Raw genomic sequence first — 19564 nt, forward strand, 5'->3', positions numbered from 1 at the left:
CATGAGGAGGGTACTGGGTATGAAAATTGTGATTGCACCGGATTCGTTTAAGGGCGGCATGACCGCAAAGCAAGCAGCTGATGCGATCGAGACCGGTGTCAAACGGGTCTTTCCGGAAAGTGATCGTGTTAAGGTCCCAATGGCCGATGGTGGTGAAGGGACGGTTCAAGCGCTGGTCGATGCGACGGGTGGAACGATGCTCCAAAAATATGTCACCGGTCCGCTCGGTAAGCCAATTGCTACCAGTTCTGGTCTTCTGGGTGATCATGAAACAGCCGTGATCGAAATGGCAGCCGCTAGTGGGTTGGAAGCTGTACCTGTCAGCGAGCGAAATCCATCTGTAACGACAACTTATGGCACTGGTGAGTTGATCTTAGCGGCGATGGATCAGGGCGTTAAGCGCATTATTATTGGCATCGGCGGCAGTGCGACGGTCGACGGGGGTGCTGGAATGGCCCAAGCGCTTGGTGTCCATCTTCTAGACGAGACTGGCACCGAATTACAGGTCGGCGGTGGGCAGCTTGGCCAGTTAACACACATCGATATAACGGGTTTAGATCACCGCATTCAGGATGTTTCATTTCTGGTTGCTTCTGACGTGACTAACCCACTGATCGGCGAAAATGGGGCAGCTGCTGTTTTTGGCCCACAAAAGGGCGCCACTTCAGAAATGGTTAAACAGTTAGACCGGAATTTGGCCCATTTCGCGCAAATAATCGAGATGGATCTTGGTGTGAAGGTTGGCGAAATTCCAGGTGCCGGCGCTGCCGGTGGCCTTGGTGCAGGCTTGATCGCCTTCTTAAGAGGGCATCTTCAGCCAGGAATCGACCTTGTTATACGGTTTGCTGGCCTGCGAGAACGCGCTCAGGATGCTGATCTCGTGTTTACAGGTGAAGGGCAAGTTGATTTTCAAACCCAATACGGAAAAACGCCGCTGGGGGTCGCCCAGACAACGAAGGCGGTGGCACCTCACGCGCCCGTAATCGTGTTGACTGGTAATGTTGGGTCAGGCACTGATGTCCTATTTTCCAAGGGGATTGACGCTATTTTTCCGATCGAACAGGGCGTCACGACCCTTACTGAAGCACTCAATGACGGCGCGGCCAATTTGACCGCTACGGCTGAACAGGTTGCTCGGGTGATTGCCCAGACACGATGGTTGTGGCATTAACATGGTGTTGGTCAACGTCAGATGAGATAAGCGTTGGGGTTCTGGGCAGAATACTTGTTTAACCGCCAAATGATGCTATACTCAATCTAGCTGTACACAATCTATTTTGTGGGCAACCGAATACTAGTGTATTGAGGAGTGATCACATGACAGAATCTCAAGACGATTTAAAACAACGGTTAACACCTGAAGCCTACGAAGTAACCCAAAACGCTGCAACCGAACGCCCATTTAGCGGCCAATATGATGATTTCTATCAACAGGGGATCTACGTGGATGTTGTGAGTGGCCAAGCCTTATTCAGCTCTACTGATAAGTATGACGCCGGTTGTGGGTGGCCATCATTCACCCATCCAATTGACGAACAAGCATTGGACAGCCAGTTAGATACCTCGCATGGCATGATTCGTAATGAAGTTCAGTCGCAACAAGCAGGCTCTCACCTTGGCCACGTATTTGAAGATGGGCCTCAAGAAGCGGGTGGCTTGCGTTACTGCATCAACTCAGCCGCGCTTAAGTTTATCCCAGTTGAAGAACTAGATGCCGCTGGTTACAGTCAGTACAAGGCACTGTTTGACAAGGGGGAATAAGCCATGAGTGAAACGGCAATTTTTGCTGGCGGTTGTTTCTGGTGCATGGTCCGGCCGTTTGATGAACAGCCTGGCATTGAAAAAGTGGTTTCTGGGTACACCGGAGGTCACGTTGCCAATCCGACCTATGAGCAGGTTGCGAGTCATACAACTGGTCACACGGAAGCCGTTGAGATCACGTTTGATCCTGACGTTATTTCCTATGACCAGCTAGTGGATATCTACTGGCGACAAACGGACCCGACTGATGCCATGGGTCAATTTCAAGATCGCGGTGATTCATACCGGCCAGTTATCTTTGTGAAGAATGAGGACCAACGGCGTGTGGCAACGGCTTCTAGGGAAGTTTTAGCTGCCAGTGGCCGGTTTGATGCACCAATCGTGACACAGATTGAAGACGCTAAGCCGTTTTATCCTGCTGAAGACTATCATCAAGACTTCTACAAGAAGAACCCATTTCGGTTTCAAATTGAGGAAATGGGCGGCCGCGAAGCGTTTATCAAGGATAATTGGCAGGCGTAGTTTTATTAAGTTTAGTCGATGTTCACACGTTTTCAATACAACTAAAGTGTCAGGCTTAAGCGACATTAAGCTACTGAGAGATTGCGCGGAAAACAATCTCTTTTTGTTTGGGATGAGTTAAGCCGTATGACGACAGTGTTTTTGACCACTTCAAGGTGATTTGAAGTGTAATATCGTTTGCAAATTCACGTGATTTAACGGAAAATAGAGACTGAATAAAGAACTAAGGAGCTGGTTTTTTGCGAAAACAAGCAGTGATTTCATCGTGGGTCACAGCCATTTGTCTGTGCATCACAACGGTGTTGTCAGCAGTCTTTCAGCAGCACGTGACGTATATGATCTGGATCAACATGATCAGTTATTTAGGTGTGTATGGCATCTGTATCTTTTTATCAAAGAACAACTCAACGGAGAACAACTCAACGGAAAAAATCGTGCTCACATTAGTCGATATTTTAGCCATTTTTATGATGGCATCATGGATCTACATGGCCGTTCAGAAGTTTAGTGTCCTTGGCATTATATTAATTATCATCGTTGGGCTGGTCGGCATCGTCGGCGCAGCCTGGAGCATCTTTGCGAACAACAAGTTTCAAAAGATTGATTCAGATACGAGTAACTAGATTGATTTAAGACTTGAGCAATTGCTTGAGCTTTTTTATTTTGGAAATCAAGCTGAAGTCTGTGACGAGACGTTAACTGGTATTGCGTCATGCATAGTGAAATCGATAAGTGTGCGTGACGGGAAACTGAATTAAAGCGACTTCTCTCTTTTGAACCACTACTTTGAATAATATGTATTATGTAAAGTAGAGATAAATTTTTGGGGGAAGCCTAATTTTGACGACTTCCCTGTTTCTCTTTGTCGTAAAACTAGTTTCTGTTTTGTGTTAGCGTGATTAGTTGTTTAGGTGTCGACTCAATTCATTTACCTGATGATTATTCGCTAGCAACTCTAAATGACCTACGTGGCTCATGAATTCAACTAAAGTTCTACTAAACGTTCTTCACGCATGTTATCTTGTAATTGTTGCCGTAATCTCTAGTTTGACTCAAGACTTAATGTTGCAGAACTAGTTTGCAGTTTGATTTGCTAAATTGGCATGTTGAGTCATGGCTAGTCTAATAAAATAAGCTTTTTGCGATGTTTAGTACATCATGATCGACCAACGGTTTAACGCCAAAATAAATGGCGCGTTCTAAGAAAGTTTCGTGGTCAGTTATCCGTCTTAGAACTGAACTGTGCGTCAGAATGCGTCTGAGTAAACTGATTCTTGCTAAAGGCTGATATACCAGCGTTTATAGACCTAATAAAACTACAGATGCAGTGTGATCAAAGAAATAATGTCTGATTTGCTCCAGATTAGACTTGCTGATGTGTGCTGATGACTCAAACTTACGATGTGTTAGAAATTCCGTTGATGATTCATTACGACATGCTAGCGTTAACGATGTTGGTTACGTGAGTTTGGACTTTTTTTTTTGATCTTTTTTTGATCTGATGCAAGATTTAGACCAAAAATGCAACGTATTTTGCACCATAATATAGTCAAAAACACCGTTATATCAGCTTTTACACGGAATTTAACACTGATATTAACCAGATTCATCATCAAAGAATCCAGTGAATCAGAAAGGCAGCTGATTCCAGCCAGTATTCGTGGTATACTAAACTTAATAAAACTGATATTTTATTAAGTTTAACTATCATGATCCACCTCTCAACCAGTCCCACCAGCCAACTCAACACCCAAAATTTAAATCTAAGGTGGTTACCCATGCGCCAAGCTGACTACGTAAAACACAATGAAGAACTCGTTTCCCAAATGAATGCCGGATTTTATTCGCGATTACTATTTGACCAAGTCAACCGTCCCTCTTTCGGCTGCAACACTCTACCAATATTTGAATGAATTTCACCGGTTTTTCGAATGGTTGGTCGACACTGGCGTTTCCAGCGCACAATCCCCCGCTCAAATCGCGCTAGCCGACCTGGAGCACATGAAAAAACAGGATATGGAACTCTATAAGTCCTACCTACTTAATCGTGGCAAGCAAACGGCCAACAACCCGCAAGGCGCCATTTCACACCGGACGGTCAATCGCTCATTAAACGCGCTGTCTGCCCTGTTTCGTTTTCTAACGGAAGAGACTGAAAATCAGGACGGCGAACCCTACTTCTACCGCAATGTGATGAAGAAGATCTCGCTGGTACGTGACAGTGAAACCTACGCGGCCCGCGCCAACAGTATTAAAAGTCAGCTGATGCTGGGTAAGACTGACATGGATTACCTGAACTTTATTCGCGATGACTATGCTGACAGCATTAAGGACGATGCCAGGAAGATGCGCTATTTCCAGCGTGACCGTGAGCGCGACGTCGCCATTAACGCACTGATGCTGGGAACCGGCATTCGCGTGTCAGAACTCGCCAATGCGAATTTAAAGGACCTCAGTGTCAAACAAGCGACCGTCTCCGTGCGGCGCAAGGGCGGTAAGTGGGATACAGTGCCGGTCGCAAGCTGGGTGTTGCCCTATGTGACCCCTTATCTAGAAATCAGATCCGAACGCTACCAAACAACATCCAGCATCACTGCACTATTCCTGACCAAGGGCAAGGAAGCACCGCGCCGAATCACAACAGCGACGGTTGAACTGCTGGTATCAAAGTATTCGTACGCCTTTAACCACGTGCGGATCACACCACATAAGCTGCGGCACACGCTGGCATCGGAACTTTATCTGGCCACTAAGAATGAACATTTAGTGGCGACTCAACTGGGGCAAAGTTCGACCACGGCAACGGGGTTGTATACGCACATTATTGATACGAAGCAGCATGAGGCTTTGGACGAGCTGCATGAGGATGACTAGTCAGTTTTCAGTACTTGCTGTTGGTTTGATCGAGCCAAATTCTGCTGCACTGTTATCGATATTACTATCGTGTCGAATAAAGTCCTACCATACCCGCGCCAATGCTAGAAATATGCTAAGTTATTTGTCATCAGTCGAGGACGTGGCCTTGTTTGAAAAATGTTCAAGGTGGGCCTTGAGATACTTACTCGTGTGGCCTAAACCACTCGCAGCAACCTGCCGTGGTGTGCCAGTCGTCACAATGTGGCCGCCCTCACTACCACCGCCAGGACCCATATCCAAAATATAGTCGGCGTTGGCAACGATGTCTAAATCGTGCTCAATGACGAGGACGGTGCCGCCCTGATCAATGAGCTGCTGGAAGACCTGCAACAGCACTTGCACGTCCAATGGATGCAGACCAGTTGAAGGTTCATCAAAGACGAACAACGTGCTTTTTTGCGTGCGTCCCATGTGTGATGTTAGCTTCAGACGTTGCGCTTCGCCACCAGACAACGACGGCGTGCTTTCGCCTAAATGAAGGTAGCCGAGTCCCATGTCCTGCAGCGTCTTCAGCGTTTTTGCGATTGCGGGTTGATCCTTTAGCACACTCGTCGCATCGTCCACTGACAATGCCAAGAGATCAGCAATGGAATACCCGTGCCACTTGATTTCCAGCACTTCCGGATTATACCGTTTGCCGCCACAGGTGGGACAAACTTCCTGTATATCCGGCAAGAACTGGATGTCTAAATTTATCTGGCCGGTCCCGCCACAGGTTGGACAAGCACCCGCGGTCACGTTATAGGAAAAGTTGCTGGCCGTGTAGGAGCGTTTTTGTGCTTCCGGTTGCGCAGCGTATAGGGTCCGCAAATTATCCAAAATGTTGGTGTAAGTGGCGACGGTTGAGCGCACGTTCTTGCCGACTGGCGACGCATCAATGGCAACGACTGACCGCAAGCCGCCTTTTTTGACGTCGCGCACAAAAGCCGGAGCCGGTTGTTTTTTCGTGGCCGTCAGCGCAGGAATAAGTGCGTCAAAAACTAAGGTCGACTTACCAGCGCCTGAAAAGCCGCTCACAACTGACAGCTGATTAACCGGGAAGTTAACCGTCACGTTAGTTAAGTTGAATCGCTGGGTCACCGTTAATCCAAACTGTTTCTTCGCCGGATTTTCGCTATTTTGAGCGGTCGCACGGACAATATCGTTGGCGCTGCCATTGAGAAATGGACCAATCAGTGAGTGCGGTTTAGCCGCAATTTCGGCTGGTGTGCCCTGATTGATCAATTGCCCACCCGCCTGACCGACGCCGGGACCGATCTCTAAAATCTCATCAGCAGCCTCAATGATGGCCGTTTTATGATCGACAACCAGGACTGAGTTACCCTGATTAACTAAGTCTCGCATCACGGTGATCAACCCTTTAATATTGGCCGGATGCAGTCCAATCGATGGCTCATCAAGGACGTAGAGCACACCGGTCGTCTTCGTCCGCAACGTGCGGCTCAACTGAATTCGCTGCAACTCACCGGTTGATAACGATGCCCCGGCCCGCGCAAGCGTCAGGTAGCCCAGCCCCAGATCCATCAGCGGCGTCATGATCTGTGTCAGTTCACTGACAATATCGTGCGCTAAGTCATCCATGTCGTCCGGCAACCACTCAAAAATGGTCGGGATAAAGGCTTCAAGTTCGCTCAACGTCATTTCACTTACTTCCGCAATGGTTTTACCATTCAAAAGCTGCGTCAAGAGCTCCGGCTTGAACCGTGACCCATGACAGGTCGGGCACTCGCCGAACTCATAAAATCTGTTTAGCCGTTTGATTGCACGTTCGTTGGTCGTTGTCGCCATACTGTCTTCCACGGCATTAAAGGCATTTTCAAAAACGGCATTGTCCATGTGGAAGATCTTGCCTGTCTTACTTGGAATGTTGATGGCGTATTTCTGCCGTGGCCCGTGCCACACGAAGTCCTGCTGGTCCTTTGGAAGATCCTGAAACGGTGTGTCAATGTCCACGCCAGCGTACGAGGCGACAATTTGCATGAAATTGCGTCCCGGTAACCGCCACGACGCCACCGCACCATTTCGAATCGTTAACGTTGGGTCAGGAATTAAGCGGTCGGTTGCCAGCGTCTTAGCCTGCCCCGTCCCATCACAGGTCGGACAGGCACCGGTGGAGTTGAACGCAAAGTCTTCGGCGCCAAACGCCTTAAATTTTACCCCACACGTTGGGCAAACAATCTCCCCCATGCCGCTCTTACCATCGTTTGGCAGGTCCATGGCCTGGGAGATGGCCAACGTTGGCCATCTCCCAGGCCATTGGGACACTTGGGCGAGCCTAACCGAGAAAACATCAACCGAATGATGTTTAACGCTTCCGTTGTCGTGCCAACAGTCGACCGCACGCCCGGTACGACTGGCCGTTGTCTCAGCGCAATGGCACTGGGGATATGGTCAATGTTGTCGACCGCCGCGTGCCCCGTTTGACCGATCCGCCGGCGGGTGTATGTTGATAGCGAGCTGAGGTAACGCGGCGCATCCCCTCCGCATACAGGACGCCCATCGCAAGTGATGACTTTCCAGAGCCGCTGCGGCCCGTGACAGCAACGAGTTTATGTAGCGGGATATCCACGTCGATGTGCTTGAGATTGTTGACGTAAGCTCCCCACACTTCGATGGCGTTTGGTTCAGTTATATCCATCATGATCACTCCTTCTTCTCAGTTAATGAGTTGCCTTACTTCAAAATATACCTGACTTAGAGGAAAATTTCAAAATATCGGGTCGTTTCCTAAGGGGGAATCCTGGTGCCTTTGTTGGGTATGGCAGTTTTGCGGTTGTGTTGTTGCCGACCGCAACGAACTAAATTTCGAAAAGTAACTTAAAAAGCAGCTGGGCATTTTAGCTCGGCCGTTTTTTGGTGGCACTATTAATTTTTATTTCGTACTTGCGCCGACAGGTTCACGACATGTGATGCCAATAAAGGTGCCCTGCTCAAAATCATAGAGACCCTGATCAGTCATTTTAATGGTTGGAATGACCGGCAACGTCAGGAAGGACAATGTGATGAACGGGTCAAACGCCAGTGACTGTTTGTCGGCGATCACCTGGTAAGCTTCAAACAAGTGGTTGAGATCGGCTGCCGCTTCTGCGTACGGTTTATCGGACATCAACCCGGCAATGGTCAGCGGCATGTCGGCAATGACGGTGCCGTTTTGCGCAACTGCGATGCCGCCGTTGGTCTCAGTGATCCGCATAATGGCGGCGTAGATGGATGCGTCATCGGTGCCAACGGCCACAATGTTGTGGTCATCGTGCGCGATGGTGGTTGCGACGGCCCCATTTTTAATGCTAAAGCCCTTCACAAGCCCGACACTCGAAGTACCCAGCTCATGATGGCGTTCGACAACCACGATCTTTAAAATATCCTGGATGGTATCGCCGGTAAACTCGCCGTTTTCAAGTGGCACCTCACACTGCAGATGTTCGGTTTCGATGTGGTTGGGTTTTACGCCAATGACGTTGCAGGTTTCACTCGCTAACCGTAATACCAGGTCTTTTAACTTGAAATGGTGGTGCACGGTTTGACGATTAAACGGGGTTGTCTTTGATTCAGACATCTGAATCCATTGGCCCGCCTTCATCGTTTTTTCAATCGTTACTTCAGCTAAATCAGAAATCACAACGAGGTCGGCGTCACCGCCAGCCACGATGGCGCCCTTGGCAGTCAACTGCTGGGCTTGCGCAGCGTTGTAGCTGGCCATCGTGTAGGCGGTGGCAGGATTAATGCCGGCCTTGATTGCTAGCCGGATGTTGCGGTCAATGGCACCCTCGTTTAAAATGTCACTGATGGTTTTATCGTCCGTGCAAAATGAAAAACGTTGGGCATTCGCTTCGGTCACGATACCGATCGTATTTTCCAGGTCACGTTCAACGGAGCCTTCACGGAGGAAGACGTTTAAACCGGCGTTGAGACGGTCCTGAGCTTCCTGCAGCGTCGTACATTCGTGGTCGTTACTGATGCCAGCGCGCTTGAAGACCTGCAGCTGATCGTACGTCAATCCGGCACCGTGGCCGTCCGCGTGATAGCCCGCTGCCTGAGCGTCATGAATTTTTTGCATCGTGTCCGCCTGCTGACTCTCAACTGCAGGATAATCCATAACTTCTGCGAGTCCGTGGACCCCTTCGCGTTGGTACAGCGGCTTGAGTGCAACAGCCGGCAAAGACGCACCATTATGCGAAATCGTTGTGCATGGCACACTTGATGGCAGCATGTAGAAGATATCAAGCGGCGTTTGTTTGGCATCGCGGAGCATATAGTTGATACCGGGTACGCCGCAGACATTCGCAATTTCATGCGGGTCAGCCACGATACTCGTTTCTCCGTGTTGCAACAGCACCTTCCCCAGCTCACTTGGTGCAACCATCGCACTTTCGATGTGCATGTGCGCGTCAATGAAACCTGGCACGAGATAGTTACCGCTAAGATCCTGGTACTGGTCAGCATCAAGATGGACACTGGGTGATGACCCCGTTGGTGATGCCGACAGTTTTCAGTTCAAAAGTTCGATTAAACACGTTCAGTATCTTCGCATTTTGTAAACAAAGGTCAATCTTAGTCACGCTAATCCTTCTTTCTTGCCCGTGGGCAACGGTTTCGGAACAGTGATGATGGCATGAAATGTAAGTCATTTAACCATGGTTTAGCGCTTATGTGATTGACATTAGAACGAGCCTCCTTATATGTTGGATTTGTGTTCTAGCTGAAATTATTGTTGTCTATCTTACCGCGGGAGATGATGGGGATGCAAGGTGTTTTTTACGGATGGGTCAATTTGGCTTAGAGACGATTAAGAAACTTATGGTTTGTGACATTATAGTTATAGTGTTTGCAACCGTTATCAATTTAAATTAAAACAGTCATCCATTGTATCCTCACTTTTAGTGTGGTGATTTAATGACTGACTGTTCCATTAGTTATCTTCGTTTTGATGATCTATAATTTAAAACCATCAACAGTAATGTCACTAATTGCAGAATCAAAATCAGCCAATCAACCCAATTCATGTAGTCATCTCCTTGTTTCACTTATTTTCGTAAATTACTGAGTAACTATGGTTCTAAGCGTATCGTATCCGCTTAGAACTTAGCCACTTTAAATTAAAATATCAGATTAATATTTATAAAACAATAAGCTATTTGAACTACTTCCGGGAAGTTTTGGCTTTTCCATAAAGTGGTCTATAAGCCCGTTTTGACAAGTTTTCAATTTAGACATGGTTCAAAATCGGATCTATTAAAAATGGTATTATTTGTTACAACTATCCTGTGAATGAACCCATAAAGATGCTTTGGTGTCTTTGTAGCCAAGACTTTCTATTTCATGTTATAATGAATGTACAAAAAAGAGGCGCTGCGCTAACAGGGCCTCCAATGTAAACCGCTTTAAGAACGGTGGCATAGTTACAGGACGACGAGTCGCCTCATAACTCTACTAAAGTTATGATGAGGCGGCTTTTTTGTTACTTACGATTGCTGTTGATATACTTCAGTACGTCAATTAACAACTTGGCGAACGTTAGCATCAACATCAATGCGCTAAAAACACTCATTAGCTACGGAACCTTTCATTAGGATTATCGTGCCGAATTTTCATCGGTCATCACCCCTCTCAGGAAAAGCGCAGCCACCGCTCATAAAACTTTCTGCATGTTTGATTATATCAATAAACTAGCGTCTGGCATAGTGCAAATAACGTTGATTTATAAGGGATTGTAGACCATTATCCATTGCGATCGAGCCTTAGATAAATTGATTGAGCGGCCTTTGAAAATATTCCTGAATTTGGCGTTGTTTTTAGTTGCCATATTAGCTGGCGACATGCTATGCTTCTTTTGCATACCGTTTTAGAACGGTGGATAAGTTTATATTGCGTCAAGTCGCCTCATAACTGGCTAAAGTTATGGTGAGGCGGCTTTTTTGATGCAGATTTCATGCTCTATTGCCACTAACAATCTAAATTCAGCAAAAATAACCCTGATACGCGCCCAATCTCGGCACAGTCAGGGTATAATTAACTCAAAACACCCAAATCGAACAAGGAGACCCACTATGAATAATCGCGCAACCATGAACGACCTCGCCCGCGCTGTTGGCAACGAAGTGTTTGGCCTGGTCAATATGTTGACGCAGGAAAAAATGACCGTTAGCGCCGCCAGAAACTATTTCTACGGCTACGTCACTGGCGGAATGGACCTGCTGGCCGTGACCATGAATTACACGGATGAAGAAGCCGAAAAACTCAAGAAAATGCTGATCGAGTTATTCGGCAATTTGCTGATCGATGACGATATTCAAACCGTCCAAAACGGCAGTCTTGACCGTGACAGCTATCTGGCTACAATTGATTCGAAAATCACGACGTTGATCAAAGCCATTGTTACTGCATCAACGCACTAGTAAAACTAATAACCAGCACGCAAAAACGCCATCATTCTTAATTTGGAATGGTGACGTTTTTTTCTTTCACAACATTGGCAATCTAGTACCACATGCCAAATAAATCATCTGCCATAGCCGGATAAGCAAAAATCATCTTCTGCAATTCAGGGCCGTCGATCTTGCCGTTTAATAACAACGCAAAGTCATTGACAAGATTATCAGCCTGATCCCCCAGCACGGTCATACCAACGATTCGCTGGTCACTGTTTAGTCTAACGAGCTTCAGTTGCGTCGGGCGTTGATTCAGCCGAGCATAGGTTTGCCAAGTGGCAGCATCAATTGTCTGAATCGTGTAGGCGTTCGGTTGCGCCTTGGCAGTTTGGGTACTGACGCCGACCTGACCCAGTTTTGGCAAACTGAAAACGGTCATGGCTGGTACTGGGTAATCGATTGGATACTGATCCGGTCGCGTTAATTGCGCCACGAGGTACTTCGCCTGATAAATGGCATATGAGCTCAGCTTGGACACTGGCGCATCGCTGCAGTCGCCCACCGCCCAGATTGAGGGGTGTGACGTTTGCAGGGTTGAGCTGACTTGGATGCCATGTGGTGATTACTTTAGTGCCACGGTTTCCAACCCAAAGCCGGCAATATTTGGTACCCGGCCAGTCACGTTATAAACGGCATCGGCTGTTACTGTTTCAAGCTTGTTTTGATGATCTAATTGCACTGTCAGACCGCTACTCGTTTTCGTGATGGTATGCACTTGAGTGTCAAAGGAGAACGTGACATTTTGTTGCGCGAGCTGGGTCATCAGGGTGGTCACGAATTCTTGGTCAAACGCCCTCAAAGCAACGTCATCGTGCTGCACGATCAACACGTCGGCACCGGCCTCACTGGCGATACTGGCCAGCGCAAACGCAATAATGCCGGCACCAAGGATCACAATGCGCTGTGGCAGCTCATGTGCCCGCAGTAACGTGGCGCTGTGGCCGACATACTGCTGACCAGGAAAGTGTAACGGCCGCGGTTTCGCGCCGGTAGCCAGCACAATCTGGTCTGCTTGATACGTTTCACCCTGAACGGTAATGGTGTGCGCGTCTAAGAACGTGGCGTGACCTTCGATCGTTGTGACCCCGTTTTCTAAGAGCCGCGTTTTTGTCCGGGTGCTTTCGTCCATAATCAGCTGGTCACGGATGTTACCAGCAGTCCGCCAGTTGATGGGTGGCACCGAATCAAACCCGTTTCCTTGAAGACGGGTCAGCTGATGATGCGTTTCAGCAATCGCCAGCAAGGCTTTCTTGGGAGTACTGCCACGGTTGATCGTGGTGCCACCCAGTCGCGTTCTTCAACGATGGCAACTTCCCGGCCCTTGGCCGCCAATCCGTTGGCCACAGTCGTGCCGCCGACACCGCCGCCAATAACGATGACATCAATTTTCGTCATGGTCATCGCCTCACTTAAAGATGTCGCGGGCGTGGGTCGTCAGATCGTCTGGTGTTGAGGGTTCGGCTGGTGTGGTTGTCTTAGACTGGTCATACCAGATCACCGCGGCCTCTTCTTGCGGTAAACTAGCCACCGTCTCTGGTGTGAGGTTGAGGTGATCAGCGACCATTTGGGTTGGATTCGTCGCTAGCCACTTGTTGAGCGAAATGTCTGAGTAAACGGGATTCTTGAAGAGTTCAATGAAGATCAACGGCTCGGTGCCGATGTTTTGAATGTAATGGCCGGCAACTAATGGGATAACCCCCACATCACCCGCCTGAAAATTATACGTTCTGGCCAGGCCAGCCGAATTGAAGACGCCAACTTTGGCCTGCCCCTGCACGTAGTAGTCCCACTCTTCAGATTTTGGATGCCAGTGAAGTTCGCGCATCTCGCCAGGTTGTACTTCAACGATTGCGGCCGAAATGGTCTGCGCTGCTGGGAACACGGTTGAGTCGATGATCCAGACTTTACCAGCTTCAAACTGTTTTGGTTTGACCGACGCCATATGCAGCGTCAATGGGACGGGCATATCACCGTTCTTATTTGGCCGTTTAACACTTTCTAGCGACCCTGGAACGTCGCCACTGAAAATGTATTTTTCCTTACCGGGCAGACTGGTCAGCGCATCTTGAGTCGTTTTGAAGTTGGCGGCCACCACATCCTTTGGTGTGTGTGCCAGCCAATCGGTTAACAGGAAAGTATTATTTTCAGAGAAGTCGGGTTCACTAAAGACGAGTAAAAATTCACACCCCTGATCCAGCGCCTGAATCGAATGTGGTAATCCCGCTTCAAAGTCCCACAGATCACCGGCCTGAATATCGTCAATAAACGACCGGCCCTGCTCATCAAGTGCAGTGACCCGCGCGTTACCGGCAATCATAAAGGCCCATTCAGCCTCCTTGTGCCAGTGCAGTTCCCGGTATGCACCGGGCTTTAAGCACATATCGACACCGGCTAGATCATGACTTGCCGGTAATTCCCGGTTGGTCACTTCGCGGGTCCACCCGCCTTCTTCCAGCCGCTGGTGAGCGTCTGAGAAGTTAAACCGCATGTTGGGTAACGTACCATGGTCGGTAGTTGGCGGCACTAAAATATCGGGGTTCTGGCGGTCCCGTTCGATATTTCTGGGCCCCTTATCGATCCATCCTGAATGGTCACTGTTTCGAATTGGTTCTACATCTGTCATCGTGATAACCTCCTTCTTTGTGATACCTTGATTATAGAATGACCATCCTGACTATTCTAATAATTACCCTTGGAAGGCTGTTGTGACGGCGATTCTATTAAATAAACGTAACATCATCGATAGTAATTCACTGTCGAAAATCGCTTATTTGAAAACAATTCACAATAAATTGTGGGTCATTAACGTTCTGATAGGCAGTTCACTCAAGTCTGTTGAATTTTATAATTATACCTGGAACAGGCCAGTTAAATGCTGAAGCAGAAAGCGGACTATCTATTTTAAATAGTCCGCTTCTTTTCAAGACATTGATTTTGAGCGATTTACGCTTCGTTGCGCTGTTCGACCCTGCAGGCTGAAGCCAGAGTGTGGAGCAGGCCGGGTAACTCCACTACGCTACGATACTTGTAATCCTCACCATAGATGGTAAAGCTTCATAAACGGTGTCGTGAAGCCTGTTAATTCATCGTTACCTGTGAGTAAAATATAGTGAGGAGCATAGCAGTTAATGGTCTGATTAGCAGTCAAGGGCGGATTCTCCGCGAACTAGGGTTAACGCCATTGTGATACTTAGCAAGTGGAAAAAAGTAAGCTCAACGTCAGTGGAATGGAGCAATTTGGTACGGAGCTGTGGTGTCGACATCAGTTAGCGACCGCATTATGGTCGGTTACTGATGTGCGAGACGATGGAGATCCATTCGACAGCTGCACAGCAGAAATCGAATTAGCTTCATCGCGAGCCACCACACGGAGTGCCAAATTGCGGAATGCAACGAACAACTACCGCTCAGTTTTGTTGTGAGATTTGTTTACGCTATGTGACGGTTGATTAACGTCAGATTAAAAAAAGGCTGCAACGGAAACTAACATTTTCCGTTGCAGCCTTTTTTAGAAGTAGTGTTTAAAGCCGTTTATTCAATTTCTCGCCCAGTTCTTCAAACCCAGGCTTGCCTAACAAGGCAAACATGTTCGTCTTGTAAGCTTCCACACCAGGTTGGTTGAAGGGGTTGATCCCGTTCAGGTAACCAGAAATGGCAACAGCCACTTCAAAGAAGTAGATCAGGTAACCCAAGGTATATGGCGTCTGATCAGGAATGTGCACGCTCATGTTCGGCACATTGCCGTCAGTATGCGCTAAGGTCACCCCTTGGAAGGCCTTGGTGTTGGCAAAGTGCATTGTCCGACCTTCAAGGTACTGCAACCCATCCAGATTACCGTCTTCCTTAGGAATATCGATATCGTGGTTTGGCTTGTCAATGAAGACGACCGTTTCCATCAAGTTCCGCAGGCCTTCTTGAATGTACTGACCAAGTGAGTGCAGATCAGTTGAGAAGTTGGCGGATGATGGGTAGATACCCTTTTCGTTCTTACCTTCTGATTCGCCCATCAACTGCTTCCACCATTCAGCAAAATACTGCATGTTAGGTTCGTAGTTTTCTAGGAGTTCAGTGGTAAAGCCCTTCCGGTACAAGATGTTCCGGTAAGCGGCGTACTGGTAGGCTTCGTTCTTGGTGAGATCAGTGTCAGTGTAGGCGTTCATGGCATCCCGCGCACCGGTCATCAGTTGGTCGATGTCAATACCGGAAGCAGCGATTGGCAGTAACTCAACGGCAGTCAGCACTGAATAACGGCCACCCACGCCATCAGGAATAACGAAAGATTCGTAACCTTCAGCATCGGCTTCAGACTTCAACGCCCCGCGCTTTTGGTCAGTGTGGCGTAGATCCGTGTCTTGGCTTCCGCCTCACCATACTTGTCGATCAGGCGTTGCTTGAAGATCCGGAACGCAATGGACGGTTCCGTCGTGGTCCCCGACTTTGAGATGACGTTGACGGAGAAGTCACGGTCGCCGATCAAATGAATGAGATCATGCACGTACGATGGACTCAGTGAGTTTCCCGCAAATAAGATCTGTGGAAAATCACGCTGGTCATCTGGTAAATAGTTGTAGAAGGTATCGTGTAAGCAATCAACGGCCATCTTGGCGCCTAAGTAAGAGCCGCCGATCCCGATAACGACTAACACTTTAGAGGTTGACTGGATCTTTTTGGCCGCTGCCTGGATCCGAGCAAATTCGTCCTTGTCATAGTCTTCTGGCAGGTTTAACCAGTCACGAAAATCACTACCGGCGCCTGTCCCGTTTCTTAATTCCGCATCCGCTGCATTGACCAATGCTTGCATTTCGCCTAATTCATTGTCGTGAACAAATTTATCAAGCTTTGACGCATCAAATGAAATGTGTGCCATTATCTTCCCTCACTTTTTAAAATACAAAGTTACTCTAAATTAGCATGCCCGCTGGCGAGCTGTTCTTCCGAGAGGTGCCAAGCCGCCATGAGATCCATGACCGTGGCCTCCAAGAATAGGAACAATAGCTGTTCAAACAGTGCGCCCAGCGGTTGTTGACTCACCGCATCCGTCGCATACTTCGCCTTACCGCCGATGACCACCGTCTGGCTGGCCAGTTTAGCAATCGTGTTGTCGTCACTGGTACTGATGAGCAGCACGCCCGCCCCCGCATCTAAGGCCTTTTGGGCAAACTGCACGGATTGCGCCGTCTCGCCTGACCCGGAAGCCACGATCAACAGGTCGTCCTTCTTGATGGGTGGCGCGGTGACCTGGCCCACAACAAAAACGGGTTTGCCCATTTGTGCAAGCCGCATCGCAAACATTTGCAGCGCCAGTCCGGAACGACCGGCACCGTAGACGTAAATGGTCTTGAACCACTGGATGGCGTCGACCAAGGCTTTGTTGGCGTCCTCACCATAGTGGTCGGTCGCGGTTAGGAGTTCGTTAAAAACAACAGTTAGTGATTTCATATAAGGTCCCCCGTAGTTCTTTAGTCCTTTGGCATTAAGGCCTTGATCTGACGAGCTGACTCGGCTGGATCATCCGTGGTTGAGATCCCGCCGCCAACGATCAGAACATCTGGGCCTTCATCAATGATCCGTTGGGCGGTGTTGACCTTGATGCCGCCAGCAACAGCCGTCTTCGTTTTAGTCACGTTATCCTTTAAGATGTTAAACGTTTCAAAGGGTGTTTCCCCAAGTGCTTGCAGGTCATACCCGGTATGGGTCCCGATGTAGTCTGGGCCGATTGCGTCTAATTCCTGAGCTCGCTTAGCGACGTCGTGGATTCCAATCATGTCGACTAACAGTTCCTTGCCGGCTTTCTTAGCAGCGCCAACCGCATCCTTAATGGATTGGTCTTCAGCAGCGGCTAAGATCGTTGTGATGTCAGCACCGTACTTGTAGGCCTGTTCGACTTCGTAACTCGCGACATCCATGATCTTGATGTCAGCCAGTAAGGTGATGTCGGGGAATTTTTCCCGGATAGTCTGGAGGCCTTCAAGCCCAAAGTTGATAACTAATGGCGTGCCGTATTCAAAAATATCGACGGAATCCTTCGTCTTTTCGATCAGGTTGATGGCACCGTTAACGTCTTCAAGGTCAATTGCGAGTTGTAATTTCATAGTTGTGTTCTCCTTTTTTGTCATGTCAGTAAGCATCTATAAGAGTATGGTATAATTATGATACCTAAACGGGGATTTGAAAATAGGGCACTTTAAGGTAACCTTGCCGCAAATCATCGCAAACAGTCAAGGAGGCCTATCATGACGGACGTTGTGCGCAAAGATGTGTTAACAAAATTAGCGAATGGGGACTATAATTGTGAAAAAGAATTTACCCTCTCCATGTTTAGTGGCAAGTATAAACTGGTCATTTTGTGGGAACTTGGCCACGTCAGCAGCATGCATTTCAACGAACTCTTTCGGGTGATCGATGGCGTGACGAAGAAGGTCCTTTCTAACCAGCTGCACGAACTGGTCAGCGATAAGCTCGTCGAACGCGAATCCTATGAGGAAAACAACCGTGAGCTGGTCATCTACCGGATCGCGCCGATTGGCAAAACCCTGTTGCCGATCATCGACAGCATGTACAGCTGGGGGCGTGACCGGATTCAGGACTACCAGATCCCGTCGAGTTTTAAGTTGGATGTGGCTAAGGACCTCAACCATGAAGCAAAGTCATAACTCACACAGTCACCAAAAGCCTTGAGACCTTCAACTGATCTCAAGGCTTTTTGAATGCCCTACGTCTAAGTTAAACGATAGTTGCGCACCCGTCTCCATCACGCGAATACCCACCGGATCACGTCCTACTCACCCGGCACGTAATCGTGATCAATGATCAGCACAGGTTTGACGCCGGAGCCATCGTTTGAAGCTGCGTTAGCGTCGTTGATCTGGTCAAAGTCGTAGAACTTCTCCAGCTTGTCAAACGGGAACTGGCCCGCCTGCCAGAAATCGATCAGCGTTTGAATGGCAAGTTGCGGCACCGCATCCCCCCATTAACACACCATCAATGTGCTTATTTAAGGCGCTGAGCTGACCCCAAGTGGCCACGTCTAAGGTCTTTTGGGTGACGGCGATCGGTGCTAAATGACCGCCGCTGGCTAGTGCGTCCACCGCCTGCAGCATCACCGGAGCGACCCCGGTCGTATCTACCGCGTAGTCGACGCCTTCACCGTTGGTCAATTCCTTGACCTTAGCGACCCAGTCTTCGTTGAGGCTGTTGATTGTATCGGTGGCACCGATCTCCAACGCCGTTGCTAACCGGTTATCGTGAATGTCCACGCAGATGATCTTGCTGCAGCCCTTGATCTTTGCGGCCATCAAGGCGCCGGCGCCAACTGCCCCTGTGCCAACGATGGCGATGGTCGAGCCTTCCTCTGGGTCTAACCCGTTGAAGACTGTCCCAGACCCAGTCACGAACCCGCACCCCAGTGGGCCCACCTTAGTCAGGTCAATTTCTGGATCCACCACGGTAATGTTGCGTTCCTGCACCAGGGTCGTTGTCGTAAATGACGACTGGTTGAAGAAGTTACTGATGGCACTGCCGTTATCTTTCGTAAAGGCGTATGAGCCATCTGGCCGGGTGCCCGCAAAATTCAGGGCGCCCCAGTTGACGCAGGATGATGGGTGTCCTGTCAAACAGTGGCGACAGGTTCCATCGTAATCGTAGGACAGCACCACGTGGTCGCCCACCTTAACGTTTTGCACAGCCGAACCGACCTTCTCCACGATGCCGGCTCCCTCATGGCCGACGATTCCTGGATAGGTGTACGGCCCCGCAGAGCCGTCCCGCACCGCTTGGTCACTGTGACAGATGCCGCTTGCGACCATGTGAACTAACACTTCGTTTGGTTTCGGGTCGTCGTCCACTAAAACAGTCTCCAAAGTAAAGGGCGCGTTCAATTCCTCGATCACAGCCCCGGTAATTTCTTTTGTCATATGGTTCCCCTCCTATAATTGACG

At 48.7% G+C, this 19564-nt stretch carries 14 protein-coding genes and 4 pseudogenes; 7 read left to right on the plus strand and 11 right to left on the minus strand.

What is annotated here, in order from left to right; translation table 11 throughout:
• The first annotated feature begins 19 nt into the window (after positions 1–19).
• The 5 genes from AYR61_RS12010 to xerS all read left to right on the plus strand — a co-directional run bounded on the left by AYR61_RS12010 (position 20) and on the right by xerS (position 5157).
• A complete protein-coding gene (locus tag AYR61_RS12010; protein WP_065903154.1) occupies positions 20–1171 on the plus strand; it encodes a glycerate kinase family protein in 1152 nt (383 codons plus the stop codon).
• A gap of 146 nt (positions 1172–1317) precedes the next feature.
• On the plus strand, positions 1318–1761 hold the full coding sequence (msrB, locus tag AYR61_RS12015; RefSeq protein WP_054709938.1) for a peptide-methionine (R)-S-oxide reductase MsrB: 444 nt from the start codon (positions 1318–1320) through the stop codon (positions 1759–1761).
• A gap of 3 nt (positions 1762–1764) precedes the next feature.
• Positions 1765–2283 (plus strand): peptide-methionine (S)-S-oxide reductase MsrA, encoded by a 519-nt coding sequence (msrA, locus tag AYR61_RS12020; protein ID WP_065903157.1) that lies wholly within the window; start codon positions 1765–1767, stop codon positions 2281–2283.
• 239 nt (positions 2284–2522) lie between these two features.
• Positions 2523–2906 carry a hypothetical protein gene (locus tag AYR61_RS12025; RefSeq protein WP_056987969.1) on the plus strand — a complete coding sequence of 128 codons (384 nt, stop codon included), beginning with the start codon at positions 2523–2525 and terminating at the stop codon, positions 2904–2906.
• 1207 nt (positions 2907–4113) lie between these two features.
• Positions 4114–5157, plus strand: coding sequence for a tyrosine recombinase XerS (gene xerS / locus AYR61_RS12030; protein WP_065903160.1), 1044 nt, complete (start codon positions 4114–4116; stop codon positions 5155–5157).
• Positions 5158–5277: 120 nt separating this feature from the next.
• Here xerS and AYR61_RS12035 read toward each other — a convergent pair.
• From AYR61_RS12035 to AYR61_RS15900, 3 genes and pseudogenes are all read right to left on the minus strand, one after another.
• Positions 5278–7840 (minus strand): annotated as a pseudogene (locus tag AYR61_RS12035) (excinuclease ABC subunit UvrA).
• Positions 7841–8071: 231 nt separating this feature from the next.
• A pseudogene (gene ade / locus AYR61_RS12045) lies at positions 8072–9758 on the minus strand (adenine deaminase).
• An 899-nt stretch (positions 9759–10657) separates the two neighbouring features.
• On the minus strand, positions 10658–10747 hold the full coding sequence (locus AYR61_RS15900; RefSeq protein WP_225356484.1) for a putative holin-like toxin: 90 nt from the start codon (positions 10745–10747) through the stop codon (positions 10658–10660).
• Between the two features lie 499 nt (positions 10748–11246).
• Between AYR61_RS15900 and AYR61_RS12050 the strand changes: the two genes are divergently transcribed.
• Positions 11247–11594 (plus strand): hypothetical protein, encoded by a 348-nt coding sequence (locus tag AYR61_RS12050; protein ID WP_054712634.1) that lies wholly within the window; start codon positions 11247–11249, stop codon positions 11592–11594.
• 82 nt (positions 11595–11676) lie between these two features.
• Here AYR61_RS12050 and AYR61_RS14970 read toward each other — a convergent pair whose 3' ends face one another.
• From AYR61_RS14970 to hxlA, 7 genes and pseudogenes are all read right to left on the minus strand, one after another.
• A complete protein-coding gene (locus tag AYR61_RS14970) occupies positions 11677–12129 on the minus strand; it encodes an NAD(P)/FAD-dependent oxidoreductase (RefSeq protein ID WP_191982251.1) in 453 nt (150 codons plus the stop codon).
• Positions 12130–12189: 60 nt separating this feature from the next.
• Positions 12190–12870: an FAD-dependent oxidoreductase gene (locus AYR61_RS14975; protein WP_263850095.1), complete on the minus strand. Its 681-nt coding sequence runs from the start codon at positions 12868–12870 to the stop codon at positions 12190–12192.
• The gene (locus AYR61_RS15735; protein WP_083215551.1) at positions 12837–13022 is read right to left on the minus strand and encodes an FAD-dependent oxidoreductase; all 186 of its coding nucleotides are present in this window, start codon (positions 13020–13022) and stop codon (positions 12837–12839) included. Before AYR61_RS15735 ends, AYR61_RS14975 begins: the two co-directional genes overlap by 34 nt.
• A 10-nt stretch (positions 13023–13032) precedes the next feature.
• Positions 13033–14250 (minus strand): cupin domain-containing protein, encoded by a 1218-nt coding sequence (locus AYR61_RS12060; protein WP_083215552.1) that lies wholly within the window; start codon positions 14248–14250, stop codon positions 13033–13035.
• 898 nt (positions 14251–15148) lie between these two features.
• Positions 15149–16494: pseudogene (locus tag AYR61_RS12065) on the minus strand (glucose-6-phosphate isomerase).
• 29 nt (positions 16495–16523) lie between these two features.
• Positions 16524–17066, minus strand: coding sequence for a 6-phospho-3-hexuloisomerase (hxlB, locus tag AYR61_RS12070; protein ID WP_054707302.1), 543 nt, complete (start codon positions 17064–17066; stop codon positions 16524–16526).
• A 20-nt stretch (positions 17067–17086) separates the two neighbouring features.
• Positions 17087–17719, minus strand: coding sequence for a 3-hexulose-6-phosphate synthase (hxlA, locus tag AYR61_RS12075; protein ID WP_056987695.1), 633 nt, complete (start codon positions 17717–17719; stop codon positions 17087–17089).
• A gap of 141 nt (positions 17720–17860) precedes the next feature.
• On the opposite strand from hxlA, the gene AYR61_RS12080 reads away from it, so the two are divergent.
• Complete coding sequence (locus tag AYR61_RS12080; protein ID WP_054707300.1) at positions 17861–18280, plus strand: winged helix-turn-helix transcriptional regulator; 420 nt, start codon at positions 17861–17863, stop codon at positions 18278–18280.
• 125 nt (positions 18281–18405) lie between these two features.
• Here the strand turns inward: AYR61_RS12080 and AYR61_RS12085 are convergent.
• A pseudogene (locus AYR61_RS12085) lies at positions 18406–19540 on the minus strand (NAD(P)-dependent alcohol dehydrogenase).
• Positions 19541–19564 lie beyond the last annotated feature (24 nt).

It is taken from the genome of Secundilactobacillus paracollinoides, assembly GCF_001702155.1.
Lineage (GTDB): Bacteria > Bacillota > Bacilli > Lactobacillales > Lactobacillaceae > Secundilactobacillus > Secundilactobacillus paracollinoides.